Annotated in this window: 13 protein-coding genes and 1 pseudogene; 7 read left to right on the top strand and 7 right to left on the bottom strand. The window is 70.6% G+C overall.

Translation table 11 applies throughout. From position 1 onward, the window contains the following. Positions 1-6 precede the first annotated feature (6 nt). Positions 7-1,181: pseudogene (locus R4I43_RS24945) on the top strand (beta-N-acetylhexosaminidase); the annotation flags it as partial. A gap of 56 nt (positions 1,182-1,237) precedes the next feature. Here the strand turns inward: R4I43_RS24945 and R4I43_RS24940 are convergent. Both R4I43_RS24940 and uvrA read right to left on the bottom strand, forming a co-directional pair. Further along, positions 1,238-2,686 carry an alanine/glycine:cation symporter family protein gene (locus R4I43_RS24940; RefSeq protein ID WP_324268129.1) on the bottom strand — a complete coding sequence of 483 codons (1,449 nt, stop codon included), beginning with the start codon at positions 2,684-2,686 and terminating at the stop codon, positions 1,238-1,240. Positions 2,687-2,869: 183 nt separating this feature from the next. After that, positions 2,870-5,722, bottom strand: a complete 2,853-nt coding sequence (gene uvrA, locus R4I43_RS24935; RefSeq protein ID WP_324268128.1) for an excinuclease ABC subunit UvrA — start codon at positions 5,720-5,722, stop codon at positions 2,870-2,872. Positions 5,723-6,063: 341 nt separating this feature from the next. Here uvrA and R4I43_RS24930 point away from each other — a divergent pair, with 341 nt between their 5' ends. From R4I43_RS24930 to ligD, 4 genes are all read left to right on the top strand, one after another. Next, positions 6,064-6,825 carry a maleylpyruvate isomerase family mycothiol-dependent enzyme gene (locus tag R4I43_RS24930; protein ID WP_324268127.1) on the top strand — a complete coding sequence of 254 codons (762 nt, stop codon included), beginning with the start codon at positions 6,064-6,066 and terminating at the stop codon, positions 6,823-6,825. A 67-nt stretch (positions 6,826-6,892) separates the two neighbouring features. After that, positions 6,893-8,059 carry a cation:proton antiporter gene (locus R4I43_RS24925; RefSeq protein ID WP_324268126.1) on the top strand — a complete coding sequence of 389 codons (1,167 nt, stop codon included), beginning with the start codon at positions 6,893-6,895 and terminating at the stop codon, positions 8,057-8,059. A 78-nt stretch (positions 8,060-8,137) separates the two neighbouring features. Then, the gene (locus tag R4I43_RS24920; RefSeq protein ID WP_324268125.1) at positions 8,138-8,815 is read left to right on the top strand and encodes an MBL fold metallo-hydrolase; all 678 of its coding nucleotides are present in this window, start codon (positions 8,138-8,140) and stop codon (positions 8,813-8,815) included. A gap of 117 nt (positions 8,816-8,932) precedes the next feature. Beyond that, the gene (gene ligD / locus R4I43_RS24915) at positions 8,933-9,931 is read left to right on the top strand and encodes a non-homologous end-joining DNA ligase (RefSeq protein ID WP_324268124.1); all 999 of its coding nucleotides are present in this window, start codon (positions 8,933-8,935) and stop codon (positions 9,929-9,931) included. A 30-nt stretch (positions 9,932-9,961) separates the two neighbouring features. On the opposite strand, the gene R4I43_RS24910 is transcribed toward ligD, so the two are convergent. Beyond that, positions 9,962-10,192: a zinc finger protein gene (locus R4I43_RS24910; protein ID WP_324268123.1), complete on the bottom strand. Its 231-nt coding sequence runs from the start codon at positions 10,190-10,192 to the stop codon at positions 9,962-9,964. A gap of 247 nt (positions 10,193-10,439) precedes the next feature. On the opposite strand from R4I43_RS24910, the gene R4I43_RS24905 reads away from it, so the two are divergent. Together R4I43_RS24905 and R4I43_RS24900 are read left to right on the top strand one after the other, a co-directional pair. Further along, positions 10,440-11,297 (top strand): helix-turn-helix domain-containing protein, encoded by an 858-nt coding sequence (locus tag R4I43_RS24905; protein ID WP_324268122.1) that lies wholly within the window; start codon positions 10,440-10,442, stop codon positions 11,295-11,297. Positions 11,298-11,299: 2 nt separating this feature from the next. Further along, entirely contained in the window at positions 11,300-11,494 is a 195-nt protein-coding gene (locus tag R4I43_RS24900; RefSeq protein ID WP_132675331.1) for a DUF397 domain-containing protein, read from the top strand. A 71-nt stretch (positions 11,495-11,565) separates the two neighbouring features. On the opposite strand, the gene bla is transcribed toward R4I43_RS24900, so the two are convergent. From bla to R4I43_RS24880, 4 genes are all read right to left on the bottom strand, one after another. Beyond that, positions 11,566-12,453 carry a class A beta-lactamase gene (gene bla, locus R4I43_RS24895; RefSeq protein ID WP_407691309.1) on the bottom strand — a complete coding sequence of 296 codons (888 nt, stop codon included), beginning with the start codon at positions 12,451-12,453 and terminating at the stop codon, positions 11,566-11,568. A 289-nt stretch (positions 12,454-12,742) separates the two neighbouring features. Next, positions 12,743-13,633: a serine hydrolase gene (locus R4I43_RS24890; protein WP_324268120.1), complete on the bottom strand. Its 891-nt coding sequence runs from the start codon at positions 13,631-13,633 to the stop codon at positions 12,743-12,745. Next, complete coding sequence (locus R4I43_RS24885) at positions 13,630-14,496, bottom strand: LysR family transcriptional regulator (protein WP_324268119.1); 867 nt, start codon at positions 14,494-14,496, stop codon at positions 13,630-13,632. Before R4I43_RS24885 ends, R4I43_RS24890 begins: the two co-directional genes overlap by 4 nt. A 66-nt stretch (positions 14,497-14,562) precedes the next feature. Then, positions 14,563-15,624 carry a L,D-transpeptidase gene (locus R4I43_RS24880; protein WP_324268118.1) on the bottom strand — a complete coding sequence of 354 codons (1,062 nt, stop codon included), beginning with the start codon at positions 15,622-15,624 and terminating at the stop codon, positions 14,563-14,565. Positions 15,625-15,681: the final 57 nt, after the last annotated feature.

The raw sequence follows: 15,681 nt of genomic DNA, 5'->3' as shown, positions 1-15,681 counted from the left end.
GACTCGCTGCTGCCGCCGGACGCGTTCCGCCGCTCCCCCGTCCACGACGATCCGCTGTCGCTGCCGTGCGGGGTGATCGAGGACCACCCGCGCTTCGGCTGGCGCGGCTGCCACCTCGACGTGGCCCGGCACTTCGTGCCCAAGCGGGAGGTGCTGCGGTTCATCGAGCTGCTGGCGATGCACAAGCTCAACGTGCTGCACCTGCACCTCACCGACGACCAGGGCTGGCGCGTCGAAGTGCCGCAGTACCCGGAGCTGACCCGCATCGGCTCGTGGCGCGAGCGGTCCATGATCGGCCGCGGCGAGGTCCCGGAGCACGACCGGCAACCGCACGGTGGCTACTACACCACCGAGGACCTGCTGGAGATCGTCTCCTACGCCGCCGAGCACCACGTCACGGTCGTGCCGGAGATCGACGTCCCCGGGCACGGCCAGGCCGCCATCGCCGCCTACCCCGACCTGGGCACCGGCGGCCCCGTGCCGGTGTGGGACTCCTGGGGCGTCAGCGACCGCATCCTCGCACCTCGGCGCGCGACGGTGGACTTCTTCCGCGACGTGCTCGACCACGTGATGTCGATCTTCCCGTCCACGGTGATCTGCCTCGACGGGGACGAGGTCCCCGGCGCCACCCCGGCGCACGGCGCGCTGCTGCGGCGACTGCTCGACCACGTGCACGCCTGCGGACGCCGCAGCTCCGCGTGGGACGACGCGATGCAGATCGTCTCGCTGCCGCAGGCGACGATCGTGATGGCGTGGCAGGACGCGCAGGCGGTCACCCGCGCGACCGAGGCGGGCAACGACGTGCTGCTGTGCCCGGAAACGCACTTCTACCTCGACCACCGGCAGTCGGACCACCCCGACGAGCCGGTCCCGGTCGGCTACCTCAACACGCTGGAGAACGTCTACGACTACAAGCCGCCGACCGAGCGCGTCCTCGGCCTGCAGGCGCAGGTGTGGACCGAGCACCTGGACTCGCCCGCCCGCATCGACTACGCGACCTCCCCCGGCTCTGCGCGTTCGCCGAGGTCGCTTGGACCAGCGAGCGCGACCCGGCGGAGTTCCGCCACCGGCTCGCCCACCACCACCTGCCCCGCCTGGACGCCTTCGGCGTCGACTACCGCCCCCTCGACGGTCCCTACCCGTGGCAGCTGCGCCCGGGCGTCGAGGGCAGACCGCGATGAGATGAGAGCGCGGGCGGGACCGGTGCGACCAGTCCCGCCCGCGCACCTGCCCGGCCCTAGACTTCGGCCTTGGCGGTCTCGCGCGGTTCCCAGCACTCGACCCCGGTGAGCTCCGGGAGCCGGTCCCGGGTGAAGACCGGGTCGAGGCCCTGGCGCCGCTGGTCGTTGTAGTCGCGCAGCAGCTTCAGCGCGACCGCGCTCAGCGGTGCGATGGCCGCGAGGTTGACCAGCGCCATCACGCCCATCGTGGTGTCGGCGAGGTTCCAGACCAGGTCCGAGGAACCGACCGCGCCCAGGAACACCACGACCAGCACGCCCCACTTGTAGCCGGTCAGCAGCCCGGGCTTGCGGGTCAGGAACCCGACGTTGGACTCGCCGTAGTAGTAGTTGCCCAGCACCGAGGTGAACGCGACCAGCAGGATGATCAGCGTCATCAGGTGCAGCGACCAGTCGCCGAGGTTCGCCTGCAGCGCCTCCTGCGTCAGCGAGGCTCCCCGGTCCTCGTCGCCGTAGGTCGGGTTGGACAGCAGCACGATGAACGCGGTGGTCGAGCACACCAGCAGGGTGTCGACGTAGACGCCGAGGGTCTGCACCAGGCCCTGCTTGACCGGGTGGCTGACCGAGGCGGTGGCACCCGCGTTCGGGGCCGATCCCAGGCCGGCCTCGTTGGAGAACATGCCGCGCCGGACGCCCTGCACGATCGCCGCGCCCAGGCCGCCACCGGCGATCGCCTCGAAACCGAAGGCGTGCGCGAAGATGTCGCCGATCACGCCGGGCAGCGCGTCGATGTTGAGCACCACGATGACCAGGCCGAGCAGGATGTAGAGACCGGCCATGAACGGCACCAGCAGCTCGGCGACGTGCGCGATGCGGCGCACCCCGCCGAAGATGATCAGGGCCGTCAGCGCGACGAGCGCCAGCCCCAGCACCGGCTGCAACCAGCCGTTCGAGCTCATGCCGGTGGCTTCGGCCGAGGTGATCATCGCGTCGACGATCGTGTTGGCCTGCACGGCGGTGAACACGAAACCGAAGGTCACCGTGATGACCACGGCGAACAGCACGCCCATCCAGCGCGCCCGCAGCCCGTGCAGCATGTAGTAGGCGGGGCCGCCGCGGAAACCGGCCTTGTCCCGCACCTTGTACAGCTGCGCCAGGGTGGACTCCACGAAGCTGGCCGCTCCCACGACCAGGCCCATCATCCACATCCAGAACACCGCGCCGGGGCCGCCGAGCGCGATGGCGGTGGCCACACCGGCGATGTTGCCGGTGCCGATGCGGGCGGCGGCGGAGATCGCGAACGCCTGGAACGACGAGATCGCCTTCCCGCCGTCCTCGGCGGTCTCGGCCTTGCCGCCCATCGCGCGCACCATCTCCGGGATCATCCGGATCTGGACGGCTTTCGAGCGAACGGTGAAGTACAAGCTCAGCACCGCGAGCACGGGGATGATCAGGTACAGCCAGAACGTGTCGTTCAGCGCGACGATCGCGTCGTTGAGCGCTTCCACGGGCACTCCCTTTCCGCATGTGGCGCGGGAACATTCGGGTCAGCGGACACCAGAGGTGCGGCGCCCGATGACTTTCACCGCGGGCAGTCCAAGCGCGGGCCGCCATGTGGTGGCGACCCGCGCATTGGCGGAAAGGTTACAAACGCACCGCGACCGGGCCCCCGGCGGGTGCCCGTCCGGTGCTCAGCCCAGCGCTTCGGCGAGGAAGCGGCCGGTGTGGCTGTCCTCGATCTCGGCGATGTACTCCGGCATGCCCTCGGCCACCAGCAGGCCACCGCCGTTGCCGCCCTCGGGTCCCATGTCCAGGATCCAGTCGGCGGTCTTGATGACGTCGAGGTTGTGCTCGATGACGATCACCGTGTTGCCCTTGTCGACCAGGCCGTTGATCACGCCGAGCAGCTTGCGGATGTCCTCGAAGTGCAGGCCCGTGGTCGGTTCGTCGAGGATGTAGACCGTCTTGCCGGTGGAGCGCTTCTGCAGCTCGCTGGCCAGCTTCACGCGCTGCGCCTCACCACCGGACAGCGTCGGAGCCGGCTGACCCAGCCGCACGTAGCCCAGGCCGACGTCGACCAGCGTCTTGAGGTGCCGGTGGATCGCGTTGATCGGCTCGAAGAACTCCGCGGCCTCCTCGATCGGCATGTCGAGGACCTCGGCGATCGTCTTGCCCTTGTAGTGCACCTCCAGGGTCTCCCGGTTGTACCGGGCGCCCTTGCACACCTCGCACGGGACGTAGACGTCGGGCAGGAAGTTCATCTCGATCTTCAACGTGCCGTCACCGGCGCACGACTCGCACCGGCCGCCCTTGATGTTGAACGAGAACCGGCCCGGCTGGTAGCCGCGCACCTTGGCCTCGGTGGTGGCCGCGAACAGCTTGCGGATGTGGTCGAACACGCCGGTGTAGGTGGCCGGGTTGGACCGCGGGGTGCGGCCGATCGGCGACTGGTCGACCTGCACCAGCTTGTCGACGTGCTCCAGGCCCTTGACCCGCGTGTGGCGGCCGGGCACCTGCCGCGCGCCGTTGAGCTTGTTCGCCAGCACCGACGCGAGGATGTCGTTGACCAGCGTCGACTTGCCCGAACCGGACACACCGGTGACCGCGGTGAGCAGCCCCAGCGGGAACGACACGTCGATCTTGCGCAGGTTGTGCTCGCGGGCGCCGACCACGGTCAGCTGCCGCTTGCGGTCCGGGACCCGGCGCTCGGTGGGCACCGGGATCTCCTTGCGCCGCGCCAGGTACGCGCCGGTCAGCGACTGCTTGTTCTTCAGCAGCTCCTTGTAGGGGCCGCTGTGCACGACCTCGCCGCCGTGCTCGCCCGCGCCGGGGCCGATGTCGACGACCCAGTCGGCGCTGCGCACGGTGTCCTCGTCGTGCTCGACGACGATCAGCGTGTTGCCCAGGTCGCGCAGCCGGCTCAGCGTCTCCAGCAGGCGGTGGTTGTCGCGCTGGTGCAGTCCGATCGAGGGCTCGTCGAGCACGTAGAGCACCCCGACCAGGCCGGAGCCGATCTGGGTGGCCAGCCGGATGCGCTGCGCCTCACCACCGGAGAGCGTGCCCGCGGCGCGGTCCAGCGACAGGTAGTCCAGCCCGACGTCGAGCAGGAAGCCCAGCCGCGCCTGGATCTCCTTGAGCACCGCACCGGCGATCATCTGCTCGCGCGGGCCCAGGACCAGCGCGTTGAGGAAGTCAGCGCACTCCTGCACGCTCAGCGCGCTGACGTCGGCGATGGAGAGCTCGTCGTGCTCGTTCTCCATCGTCACGGCCAGGATCTCGGGCTTGAGCCGGGTGCCGTCGCAGGCCGGGCACGGCACGTCGCGCATGTAGCCCTCGTACTTCTCGCGCGCGTAGTCCGACTCGGTCTGCTCCAGCCGCCGCTCCAGGAACGGGATGACGCCCTCGTAGCTGGCGTAGTAGGAGCGGGTGCGGCCGTAGCGGTTGCGGTAGCGCACGTGCACCTGGTCGTCGGTGCCGTGCAGCACCGCCTTCTTGACCTTGGTGGGCAGCTGCCGCCACGGGGTGTCCATCCGGAACCCGATGGCCTCCGACAGGGAGGTCAGCAGCCGGGTGAAGTACTCGGCAGTGTGCCCGCCCGCCCACGGCGCGATGGCGCCGTCGCCGAGCGAGAGGTCCTCGTCGGGCACGACCAGCTCGGGGTCGACCTCCTTGCGGATGCCCAGACCCGCGCACTCCACGCAGGCGCCGTAGGGCGAGTTGAAGGAGAACGAGCGGGGTTCGAGCTCGTCGACGCCCAGCGCGTGCCCGTTCGGGCAGGCCAGGTTCTCGGAGAACTTGCGCTCGCGGGCCGGGTCGGTCTCGTCGAGGTCGACGAACTCGATCAGCACCAGCCCGTCGGCCAGCCGCAGCGCGGTCTCGACCGAGTCGGTCAGCCGCTGCTTGGCGCTGGACTTGACGGTGAGCCGGTCGATGACCACCGCGATGTCGTGCTTCTCCTGCTTCTTGAGCTTCGGCGGCTCGTCGAGCGAGTGCACCGCGCCGTCGACGCGGGCGCGGGCGTAGCCGGAGGAGCGCAGCTGCTCGAAGAGGTCGACGTACTCGCCCTTGCGGCCGCGCACCACCGGCGCCAGGACCTGGAACTTGGCCCGCTCGGGCATCTCCAGCACCTGGTCGACGATCTGCTGCGGGGTCTGCTTGCTGATCGCCTCACCGCAGGTCGGGCAGTGCGGCTTGCCCGCGCGGGCGTAGAGCAGCCGCAGGTAGTCGTAGACCTCGGTGATGGTGCCCACCGTGGACCGCGGGTTGCGGCTGGTGGACTTCTGGTCGATCGACACCGCTGGGGACAGGCCCTCGATGAAGTCCACGTCGGGCTTGTCCATCTGGCCGAGGAACTGCCGCGCGTAGGCCGACAGCGACTCGACGTAGCGGCGCTGTCCCTCCGCGAAGATGGTGTCGAAGGCCAGGCTCGACTTGCCCGAGCCGGAAAGCCCGGTGAACACGATCAGGCTGTCCCGGGGCAGGTCGAGGTCGATCCCGCGCAGGTTGTGCTCACGGGCGCCGCGAACGACGAGGCGGTCAGCCACGGTGATCCCTTCGGAAAGTTCTGGTGTTGCGCGAGCGCGCCGACTGCGAGCGGCCGCCTGCTTCGGGCAGCGGGACCGCCGGCGCGGCATCGAGTCGCGACGTTGCGACGTCCATGCTATTCGGGGCCACCGACAGTCTCGGATCGACGGCATCCGGTTCCAGGCGGGTCGCCCGGCTGTCACCCCAACGTGTGAGATGTTGCGCGATCCAGCGGTGGCTGCCCCCTCACGACGATACGCAATGTCCCCCGGATTGGGCACTGTCCCCGGCGTCGCCAGCGCGTTTACGCTCGGAGCTTCACATTCAGCGAACTTCTCCTCTCCCCACGCGAGGTAGAAACATGGCTGACATCGCTCTCGGCACGGGCCGGTGGTCCGCTGCCGACCTGACCGACGAGGTCACCGACCACCTGGCCCGCATCGACCACGCGACCGAGGTGCTGGTGCGGTCCGTGACCGGTCTCGACGAGCTCTCCGTCCGGCAGCCGAGCCTGCTGCCCGGCTGGAGCCGCGCGCACGTGATCACCCACCTCGCGCGCAACGCCGACGCCTGCTCGAACCTGCTGCTGTGGGCGCGCACCGGCATCGAGCACCCGATGTACGCCAGCCGCGACGATCGGGACCAGGCCATCCAGCAGGGCGCCTCGCGCAGCCACCAGCTGCTGCTGGAGGACCTGGTGGCCTCCAGCGACCGGTTCGCCGCGGCCGCCCGGTCGCTGCCCGCCTCCGACTGGACCGCGGAGGTCACGCTCGCCCTCGGCGAGGTCATCCCCGCGCTGCACGTGCTGCGGATGCGGTTGCTGGAGGTCTGGGCGCACCTGGTGGACCTCGACCACGACGTCGACCACGCCGACATCCCGGTGGCCGACGCCGAGCGCCTGCTGGAGGACGTGGCGCAGCAGTTCGGCGGCCGTCACGACGTCCCGGCGCTGTCGCTGGAGGTCGACTTCGGCACCCACCGGCGCACCTGGGACCTCCGGGGCACCACCTCCGAGCCGGCCAGGGTCTCCGGCGAACCGGGACCGGTCCTGGGCTGGTTGCTCGGGCGCACCGGGCCCGAAGACCTCCGCGGCGAGGCACCTGAACTCCCGCCCTGGATGTAGCTGCTCGGCCAGCGACCTCCCCGCGCTCCGCTTAGTTTCTGTCCCGGGCGCGGGGGAGGGGAGGTCGATGCCGCACGAGACGCTGTCCAGCATCGCCGTGGTGGTGATCGCGGCGACGGTGGCACCGATGTTCTCCGACCGGCTCGGCCGGTGGATCGCCATCCCGTCGGTGGTGCTGGAGATCCTCTTCGGCGTGCTCATCGGGTCGCAGGTGCTCGGGTGGGCGCGCGAGGACGAGATCGTCGGCTTCCTCGCCGACTTCGGCTTGGCGATGCTGATGTTCCTCGCCGGCTACGAGCTCAAGCTCTCCGAGGTGCGCGGGAAGCCGATGCGGCTGGCCGCCCTCGGCTGGCTGGTCTCGCTGGTGCTGGGGCTGGGGTTCGGCGCGCTGGTGCACGGGTTCACCCAGGCGACGCTGATCCTCGGGCTCGCCCTGACCACCACCGCCCTGGGCACCACGCTGCCGATGGTGCGCGACGCGGGACTGCTCGACACTCCCCTGGGCACGCGCGTGCTGGCGGTGGGCGCGCTGGGCGAGTTCGGGCCGATCGTGGCGGTCGCGCTGCTGCTCAACGACCAGAACCCGGTGCGCACGCTGCTGTTCCTCGGCGCCTTCGGCGTGGTGGCGGCCCGGGCCCTGTGGGTGGCGTCGAACCGCAGACCGGCCGGGCTCAGCCGCCTGATCCGCACCACGCTGGGCACCAGCGTGCAGTTCGCGGTGCGGCTGTGCGTGCTCGTCGTGGTGCTGATGGTGTGGCTGGCCGACGGGCTCGGGCTGGACATGCTGCTCGGCGCGTTCGTGGCCGGGCTGGTGGTCCGGCTGTTCCTCGACGCGGGCGATCCGGACGAGGGCGAAGTGGTCGAGAGCAAGATCGAGGCCTTCGGCTTCGGGTTCCTCGTGCCGTTCTTCTTCGTGGTCAGCGGGATGCGCTTCGACCTGCGGGCGCTCCTGGACCAGCCGAGCGCGTTCGCTCTCGTACCGCTGTTCCTCGTGCTGTTCCTGGTGGTCCGCGGGCTGCCCGTGCTGGTGCTGCACCGGCGGGACCTGCCGGCGCGGCCGCGCCGTTCGCTGGCGCTGCTGGGTTCGGCGGCGCTGCCGATGGTCGTCGTGATCACCACCATCGGCACCGAGACCCACCAGCTCCCGACCAGCACGGCATCGGCGCTGGTCGGCGCGGCCATGCTCAGCGTGCTGATCTTCCCGCTGGTCGCGCTGCGCGGGTCGCGCGCCTGACCAGGCGCTCCGACGCGCGGAGCGGGCACGCCCGATCTTGGCAGCGCTGCGCGGCTGGTGGGCGATAGGCTCACCGGCGTGGAGCTTCAAGCTGAGTACACCGGACACGTGGAGCCCGGCGGCGCTGCGGCGCGCCGGGAGCTGGACGCGCTGACCATCACCAAGATCTCGGTCGGCCCGATGGACAACAACGCCTACCTGCTGGTGTGCAAGAGCACCGGGGACGCGTTGCTGGTGGACGCGGCCAACGACTCCGAGCGGCTGAGCGACCTGCTCGGTCACGACGAGCGACGTCCCCGGCTGCGCACGATCGTCACCACCCACCAGCACGGCGACCACTGGCAGGCGCTGGGCGCGGTGGCCGGGGCGACCGGCTGCTTCACGGTGGCGCACCCGGCCGATGCCGATGAGCTGCCGGTGCCGCCGGACCGCCTGGTCGAGCACGGCGACACCATCGCGGTCGGCGACTCCGAGCTGTCGGTGATCCACCTGCGCGGGCACACCCCGGGTTCGATCGCGCTGGTCTACCGGGACCCGAACGGTCACCCGCACCTGTTCACCGGCGACTCGCTGTTCCCGGGCGGCGTGGGCCGCACGACCTCGCCGGAGGACTTCAGGTCGCTGGTCGACGACGTGGAGAACCGGATCTTCGCCGAGCTGCCGGACGACACGTGGTTCTACCCGGGCCACGGCGACGACTCCACCCTCGGCGCCGAGCGCCCCAAGCTCCCCGAGTGGCGCGAACGCGGCTGGTGACCGGCCCGGTGGGAGGTTTCAGCTGAAACCTCCACCGCTGCTCGCGCGGGTGACGTGGCTGCGTTCGTCGGTGCCCCCGCTTAGGCTGGCCTCGGGAGCTGAGCACCGGAGGTCGTCGTGAGCGAGGCCGTGACGCTGGACGTCGGGGGCACCGAGGTGTCCGTGTCGCACCCGGACAAGGTGTTCTTCAAGACGCGCGGTGAGACCAAGCTGGACCTCGTGAACTACTACCGGGCGGTGGCCGGTCCGCTGCTGAGCACGCTGGGCGGGCGGCCGCTGCTGATGGAGCGCTTCCCGGACGGCGCGAGCGGCAAGTCGTTCTTCCAGAAGCGGGTGCCGGCCTCGGCGCCGGAGTGGCTGCGCACGACCGTGGTCGAGACGCCCAACGGGACCACCAGCGATGCCCTGGTCGCCGCCGACCTCGCGCACATCGCCTGGGCGGTCAACATGGGCTGCCTGGGCTTCCACGTGTGGCCCTACCAGTCCGGACATCCGGAGATCATCGAAGAGTTGCGCATCGACCTCGACCCCTCGCCCGGTGTCGGCTTCGCCGAGGTCTGCGAGGCCGCCGCCCGGACCCGCGAGTTCCTCGACGAGGACGGCATCGACGTGCGGCTGAAGACGTCCGGCTCGCGCGGCCTGCACCTCTACGTCTCGCTGCGCCCGGAGTGGGACAGCTACCGGGTCCGCGCCGCCGCGGTCGCGCTGGCCCGCGAGCTCGAACGCCGCCACCCCGACCTGATCACCGCGAAGTGGTGGAAGGAGGAGCGCGGCCGCCGCGTGTTCGTCGACTTCAACCAGAACGCCCCGCACAAGACGGTTTTCGGCGCCTGGTGCGCGCGGCCGAGGGTGGGCGGTCAGGTGTCGGCTCCGATCGCCTGGGACGAGCTGGAGGGCGTCGACCCCGATCAGCTGACCATCGCCACGGTGCCCGCCAGGGTCGCCGAGCGCGGCGACCCGTGGGCCGATGCCCGGCCGCAGTCGATCGAACCGCTGCTGGAACGCTACGACCGGGACATCGCCGCCGGGCTGCAGGACGCGCCGTGGCCGCCGGTGTACCCGAAGCAGCCCAACGAACCACCCCGGGTCGCACCCAGCAGGGCGAAGCGCGACTGACCGAGAACCGTTGACTTGTACCCGTTTTCGCTAGACCGACATGCGAGGGACCTCGCGGACCGCCTCGGCGACCCGCCGGGCCTCGGAGTTGCAGTCGTCGCAGGTCTTCCACAGCCAGGCCTCCCGGGTCGCGTCGGCCACGACCTCCTGGCTGCACAGGGTGTTGACGAGCATGCCGCTCGGGTAGGCGTTGCCCCACGGTCTCTTGTCCAGGCTCGCGTGCCGCCGCCCGTCCGCCGGCACCCAGTGAAATGGATACATCACGATCCCCCTCTGCCGTCGCCGCGCCGCCAGCTCGCGGCGCGGAACGAGGACCGCACCGAAGCCCCTCCCGGCCCCGCTGCGGTCCCGATCAAACCGGGACCAATGCTCGTGGTCCCGGGACCACTGCGGCAATTCCCCGAACGGATGACGCCATTCGGCGGTCGCGTCGGTGCGTGATCGCGCAGTTTCCCAGACCTCGACCCACCGTGCCGCGCAATTGCGGACCTGAAATAAGCTGTGGTGCATGAGCGAGACCACTCCGGCACCGCGGGCGTACGTTCTCGGTGCGGAAATCCGGGACGCGCGGTCGCGTTCCGGTCTCGGGCTGCGCCAGTTGGCAGGACGTCTCGACGTTTCGCACTCCGTCGTGGTCCGCTGGGAGCGCGGCGAACGAGTCCCCTCCACCGAGTCCGTGTCAGCCGTCTGCGCGGTGCTGGGCTTATCCAGCCCGGCTCGCGATCGGCTGCTCAAACTCACCCGAGAGGCCCAGGCCGAACCACCCAACTCGGTGTCGGTCGGATCAGCCGGTGAGGCCGATCAGCTCACCGCGCTGCTGGAGTTCGAACGGATCGCCACGGCGATCACCGACGTCTCCCCGATCCTCATCCCCGGTCTGCTGCAGACCACCGACTACGCCCGGGCGATCATGGGCACCGGAATCCCGGAGCACGAGGTCTCCACGCGCGTGGCGGTCCGGCTCGGCCGGCGCGAGGTCATCACCCAGCGCCACGAACCAGTGCGGTACACGGCCTTCCTGCTCGAATCGGTCCTGCACCAGCCCATCGGTGGCCGGGCCGTGCTGATCGACCAGCTGCGGCACGTCCGCGACATGAGCGACCGCGACAACATCGACATCAGGATCATCCCGCTGTCCGCGGGGTGGACCCCTGCACACGCCGGACCTTTCGTGCTCCTGGAGTTCACCAAGGCTTCCCCGGTCGTGCACCTCGAACACCACAGGTCCAGCGCGTTCCTGCGAGATCCCGGCGACGTGACGGCTTTCGTCAAGGCCGGGAAGGACCTGGGGCAATTCGCGATGAGCAGCGACGACTCGGTTCGCCTCGTCGACGAGATCATCCACCGAGAGGAGACAACACCGTGACGTTGCTGCAGTCGCCGGTCGGTTGGCGCAAGTCCAGCCGGAGCAGCCAGGAGACCAACTGCGTCGAGGTCGGCCGCGTCATCGGCGGTGCCGCCGTGCGCGACACCAAGGACCGCGCCGGGGGCCTCTTAACGGCCAACTCGGCGCAGTGGCGCTACTTCGTCAGAGCGATCAAAACAGGTCGCTTCGACAGATAGCCGCCGCTCCGCTGGCGAAGACCGGGAGCGTTCCGCCGGGCGCGGAGCGCTCCCGATTCATGCTCGCCGGATCAGGTCAGCCTGCTGACCACGTGGCGGGTGGCGTCGGCCAGCAGCGCGTTGTTCGCCTGGTCGTTCTCCCGGGGACGACCGGTGAGCAGCGAGATGACGATCGGCGTGCCGGTGTCGGTCCAGGTCACCGCGATGTCGTTGGCGACCCCGTAGGCGCTGCCGCCGCCGGTCTTGTCGGCCGTGCGCCAGCCGGCGGGAACTCCCGCGCGGATCCGGGGGCCGCCGGTGGTGTTGGCCAGCATCCAGGCGGTCAGCTGCTCGCGTTCGGGGCCGCCGAGGACGTCGCCGAGCAGGAGCCCCTGCAGGCCGTCGGCCAGCGCCCGCGGGCTGGAGGTGTCGCGCTCGTCGCCGGGGATCGCGGTGTTGAGCTCGACCTCCCAGCGGTCCAGCCTGGTCACAGGATCGCCGATGGAACGGGCGAACTCGGTGATGGCCTGCGGCCCGCCGAGCTCGCGCAGCAGCAGGTTGGCTGCGGTGTTGTCGGAGTGCTGCACCGCCGCCGCGCACAGCTCGCCGACGGTCATGCCGGTTCCGACGCGGGTTTCGGTGATCGGCGAGTTCTTGACGAGCTGGCCCGCGTCGTAGCGGAGGACGCGGTCGAAGTAGCCGCCGGCGAGGCCGTGGGCGCGCAGCAGCGCCGCGGACGCGTAGACCTTGAACGTCGAGCACATCGCGACGCGCTCGTCGGCGCGGTGCTCGAGGGTGCGCCCGGTGGCGGTGTTGCGCGCGAACAACCCCAGCCGCGCGTCGTAGCGCCGTTCGAGCTCCACCAGCACCGGGTCGGGACCCTGAGCAGGGGCGGGTGCGGGTGCTGCGGCGGGGGTCCGTGGCGCGCAGGCCGCCACCGGCGCGGCCAGCAGCGCCGCCAGGACGGACCTGCGACCCACGCGGAATTCGTTGTGCTGCAACTGCTTTCCCTCCAGTAGAAGCGATGCCCCCAATCAAGCACCCGCCCACCGATAGCGCCAATAAGAAGGTGCACCCGCCCCGATAGCCCTTCGATATCGACCCAGCTGAACCCCCCAGGAGAAGCCGAACCCCCGCCCGAAAATTCATCCGGAATCTCTCCCGCCCGGAGCGTCCGCCCCCTGGAGCAGGGCAGTTCTGGTCATCATCGGCCGGACACTTCGGACATTGATCATGAGCGGCTCAGGCGAAAACCGGCGCCTGGGACGCTCAGAGACGACCGGAGCGGAGGTCGGTGACCGCGATCCGGGCGCACTCGGCGATGGCCGCGTCCACTCGGGGCAAGGCCGGGTCCGCTCGGGCCGCGAGGGTGAACACCGCGACCGCCACCGGGGCCTCGCCGTCGAACTCCACCACCGAGACCTCGTTGCGGATCGCGCCGATCGTGCCGGTCTTGCCCGAGACGTGAACCCCCTGGAACGGGAAACCAGCGCGGACCCGGTGCATCCACGCCTGCTGGCCGAGCAGCCTGCGGACGAAGGCGCACTGCTGCGGCGAGGCCACCGCGTCGGCCCAGATCAGCTCCAGCAGCCGGGTCATCTCGCGAGGTGTGGTCGCGCTGGCGTAGGAGGGGTCGTAGGCGCGGACGGTGCGGGCCTCGTCGTTGTCGGCGAGCAGCGAGAACGCCTCCGCCGCACTGGTCGTGCCCATCTCGCGGGCCAGCGCGGCGTGCGAGTCGGCGGTGCCGCCGACCACCCGGGTCCGCTCCAGACCGAGGTCGTCGAGCGCCGCGGCCACCGCCGGCAGGCCGATCGCGCCGAGGACGACGTCGGCAGCGGCGTTGTCGGACACCGCGATCATCGAGGCCGCGAGGTCGCGCCAGGACATCCGCACCGGGTCCTGGAAGATCGACACCCCGGTCGGGCCGGGCGTGCAGGAGGTGGGGTCGAGGCGGACGGCCCCGCGCGGGTCGAGGGTTCCCGCGTCGAAGGCCCGGGCCAGCGCGACCAGCAGCGGCAGCTTGTAGACGGAGGCGGTGACCACGAGTTCGTCGGCGCCGAAGCCGAGCTCGTGATCGCCGCCGTCGAGCCGGATCGCGTGCACCCAGCCCTGCGCTCCGGCGTCGGCGAGCACCTCCCGGATGCGCTGCTCGGCGCTCACAGCTGCTCCCGCAGCGCGGATTCGAGCGCCGCGCACACCTCGGGCTGCGGCGACGGGTCGGGCCAGACGACCCGGACGCGCAGCGCGAGCTCGTCGCCCGCGGCGGCGACCGCGACGCCCGGGGCACGCACCTCGGGGTCGGTGCTGAGCGCGAAGGCCCGTCCGGCGGCGACGGCGCTGAGCGCGTCGCGGTCGCCCGGCGCGGGCAGGAATTCGGGGTCGAGTCCCCGTTCCCGCAGCGTGTCCACCAGCAGGTCGAAGGCGGCGGTGCCGTGCGCGCGCGGAGCGGTCGCGCAGGCCAAGCCGCGCAGCGCGCGGATCGACGGCTTCTTCGCCGCCGGGTGCTCGGCGGGCACCAGCAGCCGGCGCGGGATCTTGATCACCGGGGAGGTGCCGAGGTCGCCGAGCAGCGCGGGGTGGTGCACGACCGCGCAGTCCAGGCGTCCCCCCGCCACGGCGTCGACGAGCTCGACGGTCGGGGCCGTGCTGACGATGACGGTGCGGGCGTGCGGATCCGGTGCGCGCAGGGCAGCGACCAGGCCCGCGACCTGGCGATCTCCGAGCGCGGGGAGGACGCCGATGCGCACCGCTCCCCGGTTGTCCCGCTGCCTGCTGGCGGCCTCGGCGAACTCGTCGGCACCGGCCAGCAGCGACCGCGCTCGGGGAAGCAGGTCGGCGCCGGCGGTGGTCAGCCGAACTCCGCGGGAGCCCCTGGTCAGCAGGGTGACGCCGAGGCGGTTCTCCAGCCGCTGCACGCCCTGGGACAGCGGTGGCTGGGTCATGCCGAGCCGGTCGGCGGCGTGTCCGAAGTGGCCTTCCTCGGCGACCGCGACGAAGAACCGGAGATGACGCAGCAGGTCCACACCACCGATCCAAGCACAAGGCCCGGAGCGCGGTCGCGCGCTCCGGGCCTCGCTGGATCTCGCAGGTCAGGGAGCGTGGTAGAGGGCGCTGCCCTTGACGTACTCCTCCCACGGGACGGTCCAGTCCCAGATGTCGCCATCGGCCTTGGTCAGCGGTTTCTCCGTGCCCACGATCTCGACCGGGTCTCCGATCTGGGTGAATTCGAGGAACCACCTGCCGTCGGTGGCGGAGAGGTTGACGCAGCCGTGGGTCACGTTGCTGTTCCCCTGCGCCCCCGTGCTCGCGGTGTTGGTGTGCACGTACTCGCCGTTGTTGGAGATGCGGACGGCGTTGGGCAGCACCTCGTCGTAGGCACCGGCGCTGCCGCGGGACGGCCCGCCCCAGCTCCAGGAGTTCATCCGCACCGAGTCCTGGCGTTCTGTGGCGACGTGGATGCCGTACTGCGTCGGGTAGGACGACCGACCGTAGGAGGCGTCCATCTTCCGGATCTCCTGGCCGTCCTGGTAGACGGTGAAGGTGTGGTTGTCGATGTCGCCGACGGAGCGCTGATCGCGGCCGATGGTGAAGTTCGACTCGAAGTTCTTGTCGCCCATGACGCCGCCGCCGGTGTCGACGCCGTAGAGGTTGGCCTTGACCTTCACCTGAGTGCCGGCCTTCCAGTAGTCCTTGGGCCGCCAGTTGACCTGGTCGTCGGAGTACCAGTTGAACGAGCCCTCGGTGGGCACGGAGGTCTCGATCTGCAGGCGGCGTTCGACGGCGGCGCGATCCTTGACGGGCTTGTCGAAGTAGATGGAGACCGGCATCGCGATGCCGACGGTGTCGCCGTCGCTGGGCCGGGTCCGGTCGACGTTGACGATGTCGGTCGGGGCCGCGGTGGTGAACGTCGAGTTCAGCGGGATCGACGGGCGGCCTTCCTTGTCGTGGGCCACGGCCTGCACGTGGTAGGTGGTGCCGAAGGCCAGTGGTGCGTTGATCTGCCACTTGTGTCCGCTGCGGTCGATCTCGCCGGGCACCGGAGCGCCGTTGGCGGTCACGTTGACCGAGGTCAGGACGCCCCGCTGCGCGGTGAGCACCAGCGGGTCACTGGGCGCCAGCTGCGCCGTCTTGTCCGGGATCGAGGTCGTCACCGACGCCTCGGATGGATCTGGTCCGCCGCACGCCGTCAACGCGCACGCGACCAGGCT

The sequence above is a fragment of the Saccharopolyspora mangrovi genome (assembly GCF_035320975.1).
Lineage (GTDB): Bacteria > Actinomycetota > Actinomycetes > Mycobacteriales > Pseudonocardiaceae > Saccharopolyspora > Saccharopolyspora mangrovi.
Note: the sequence above shows the minus strand (reverse complement) of the source record. Positions and strands in the feature narration are given on the sequence as shown.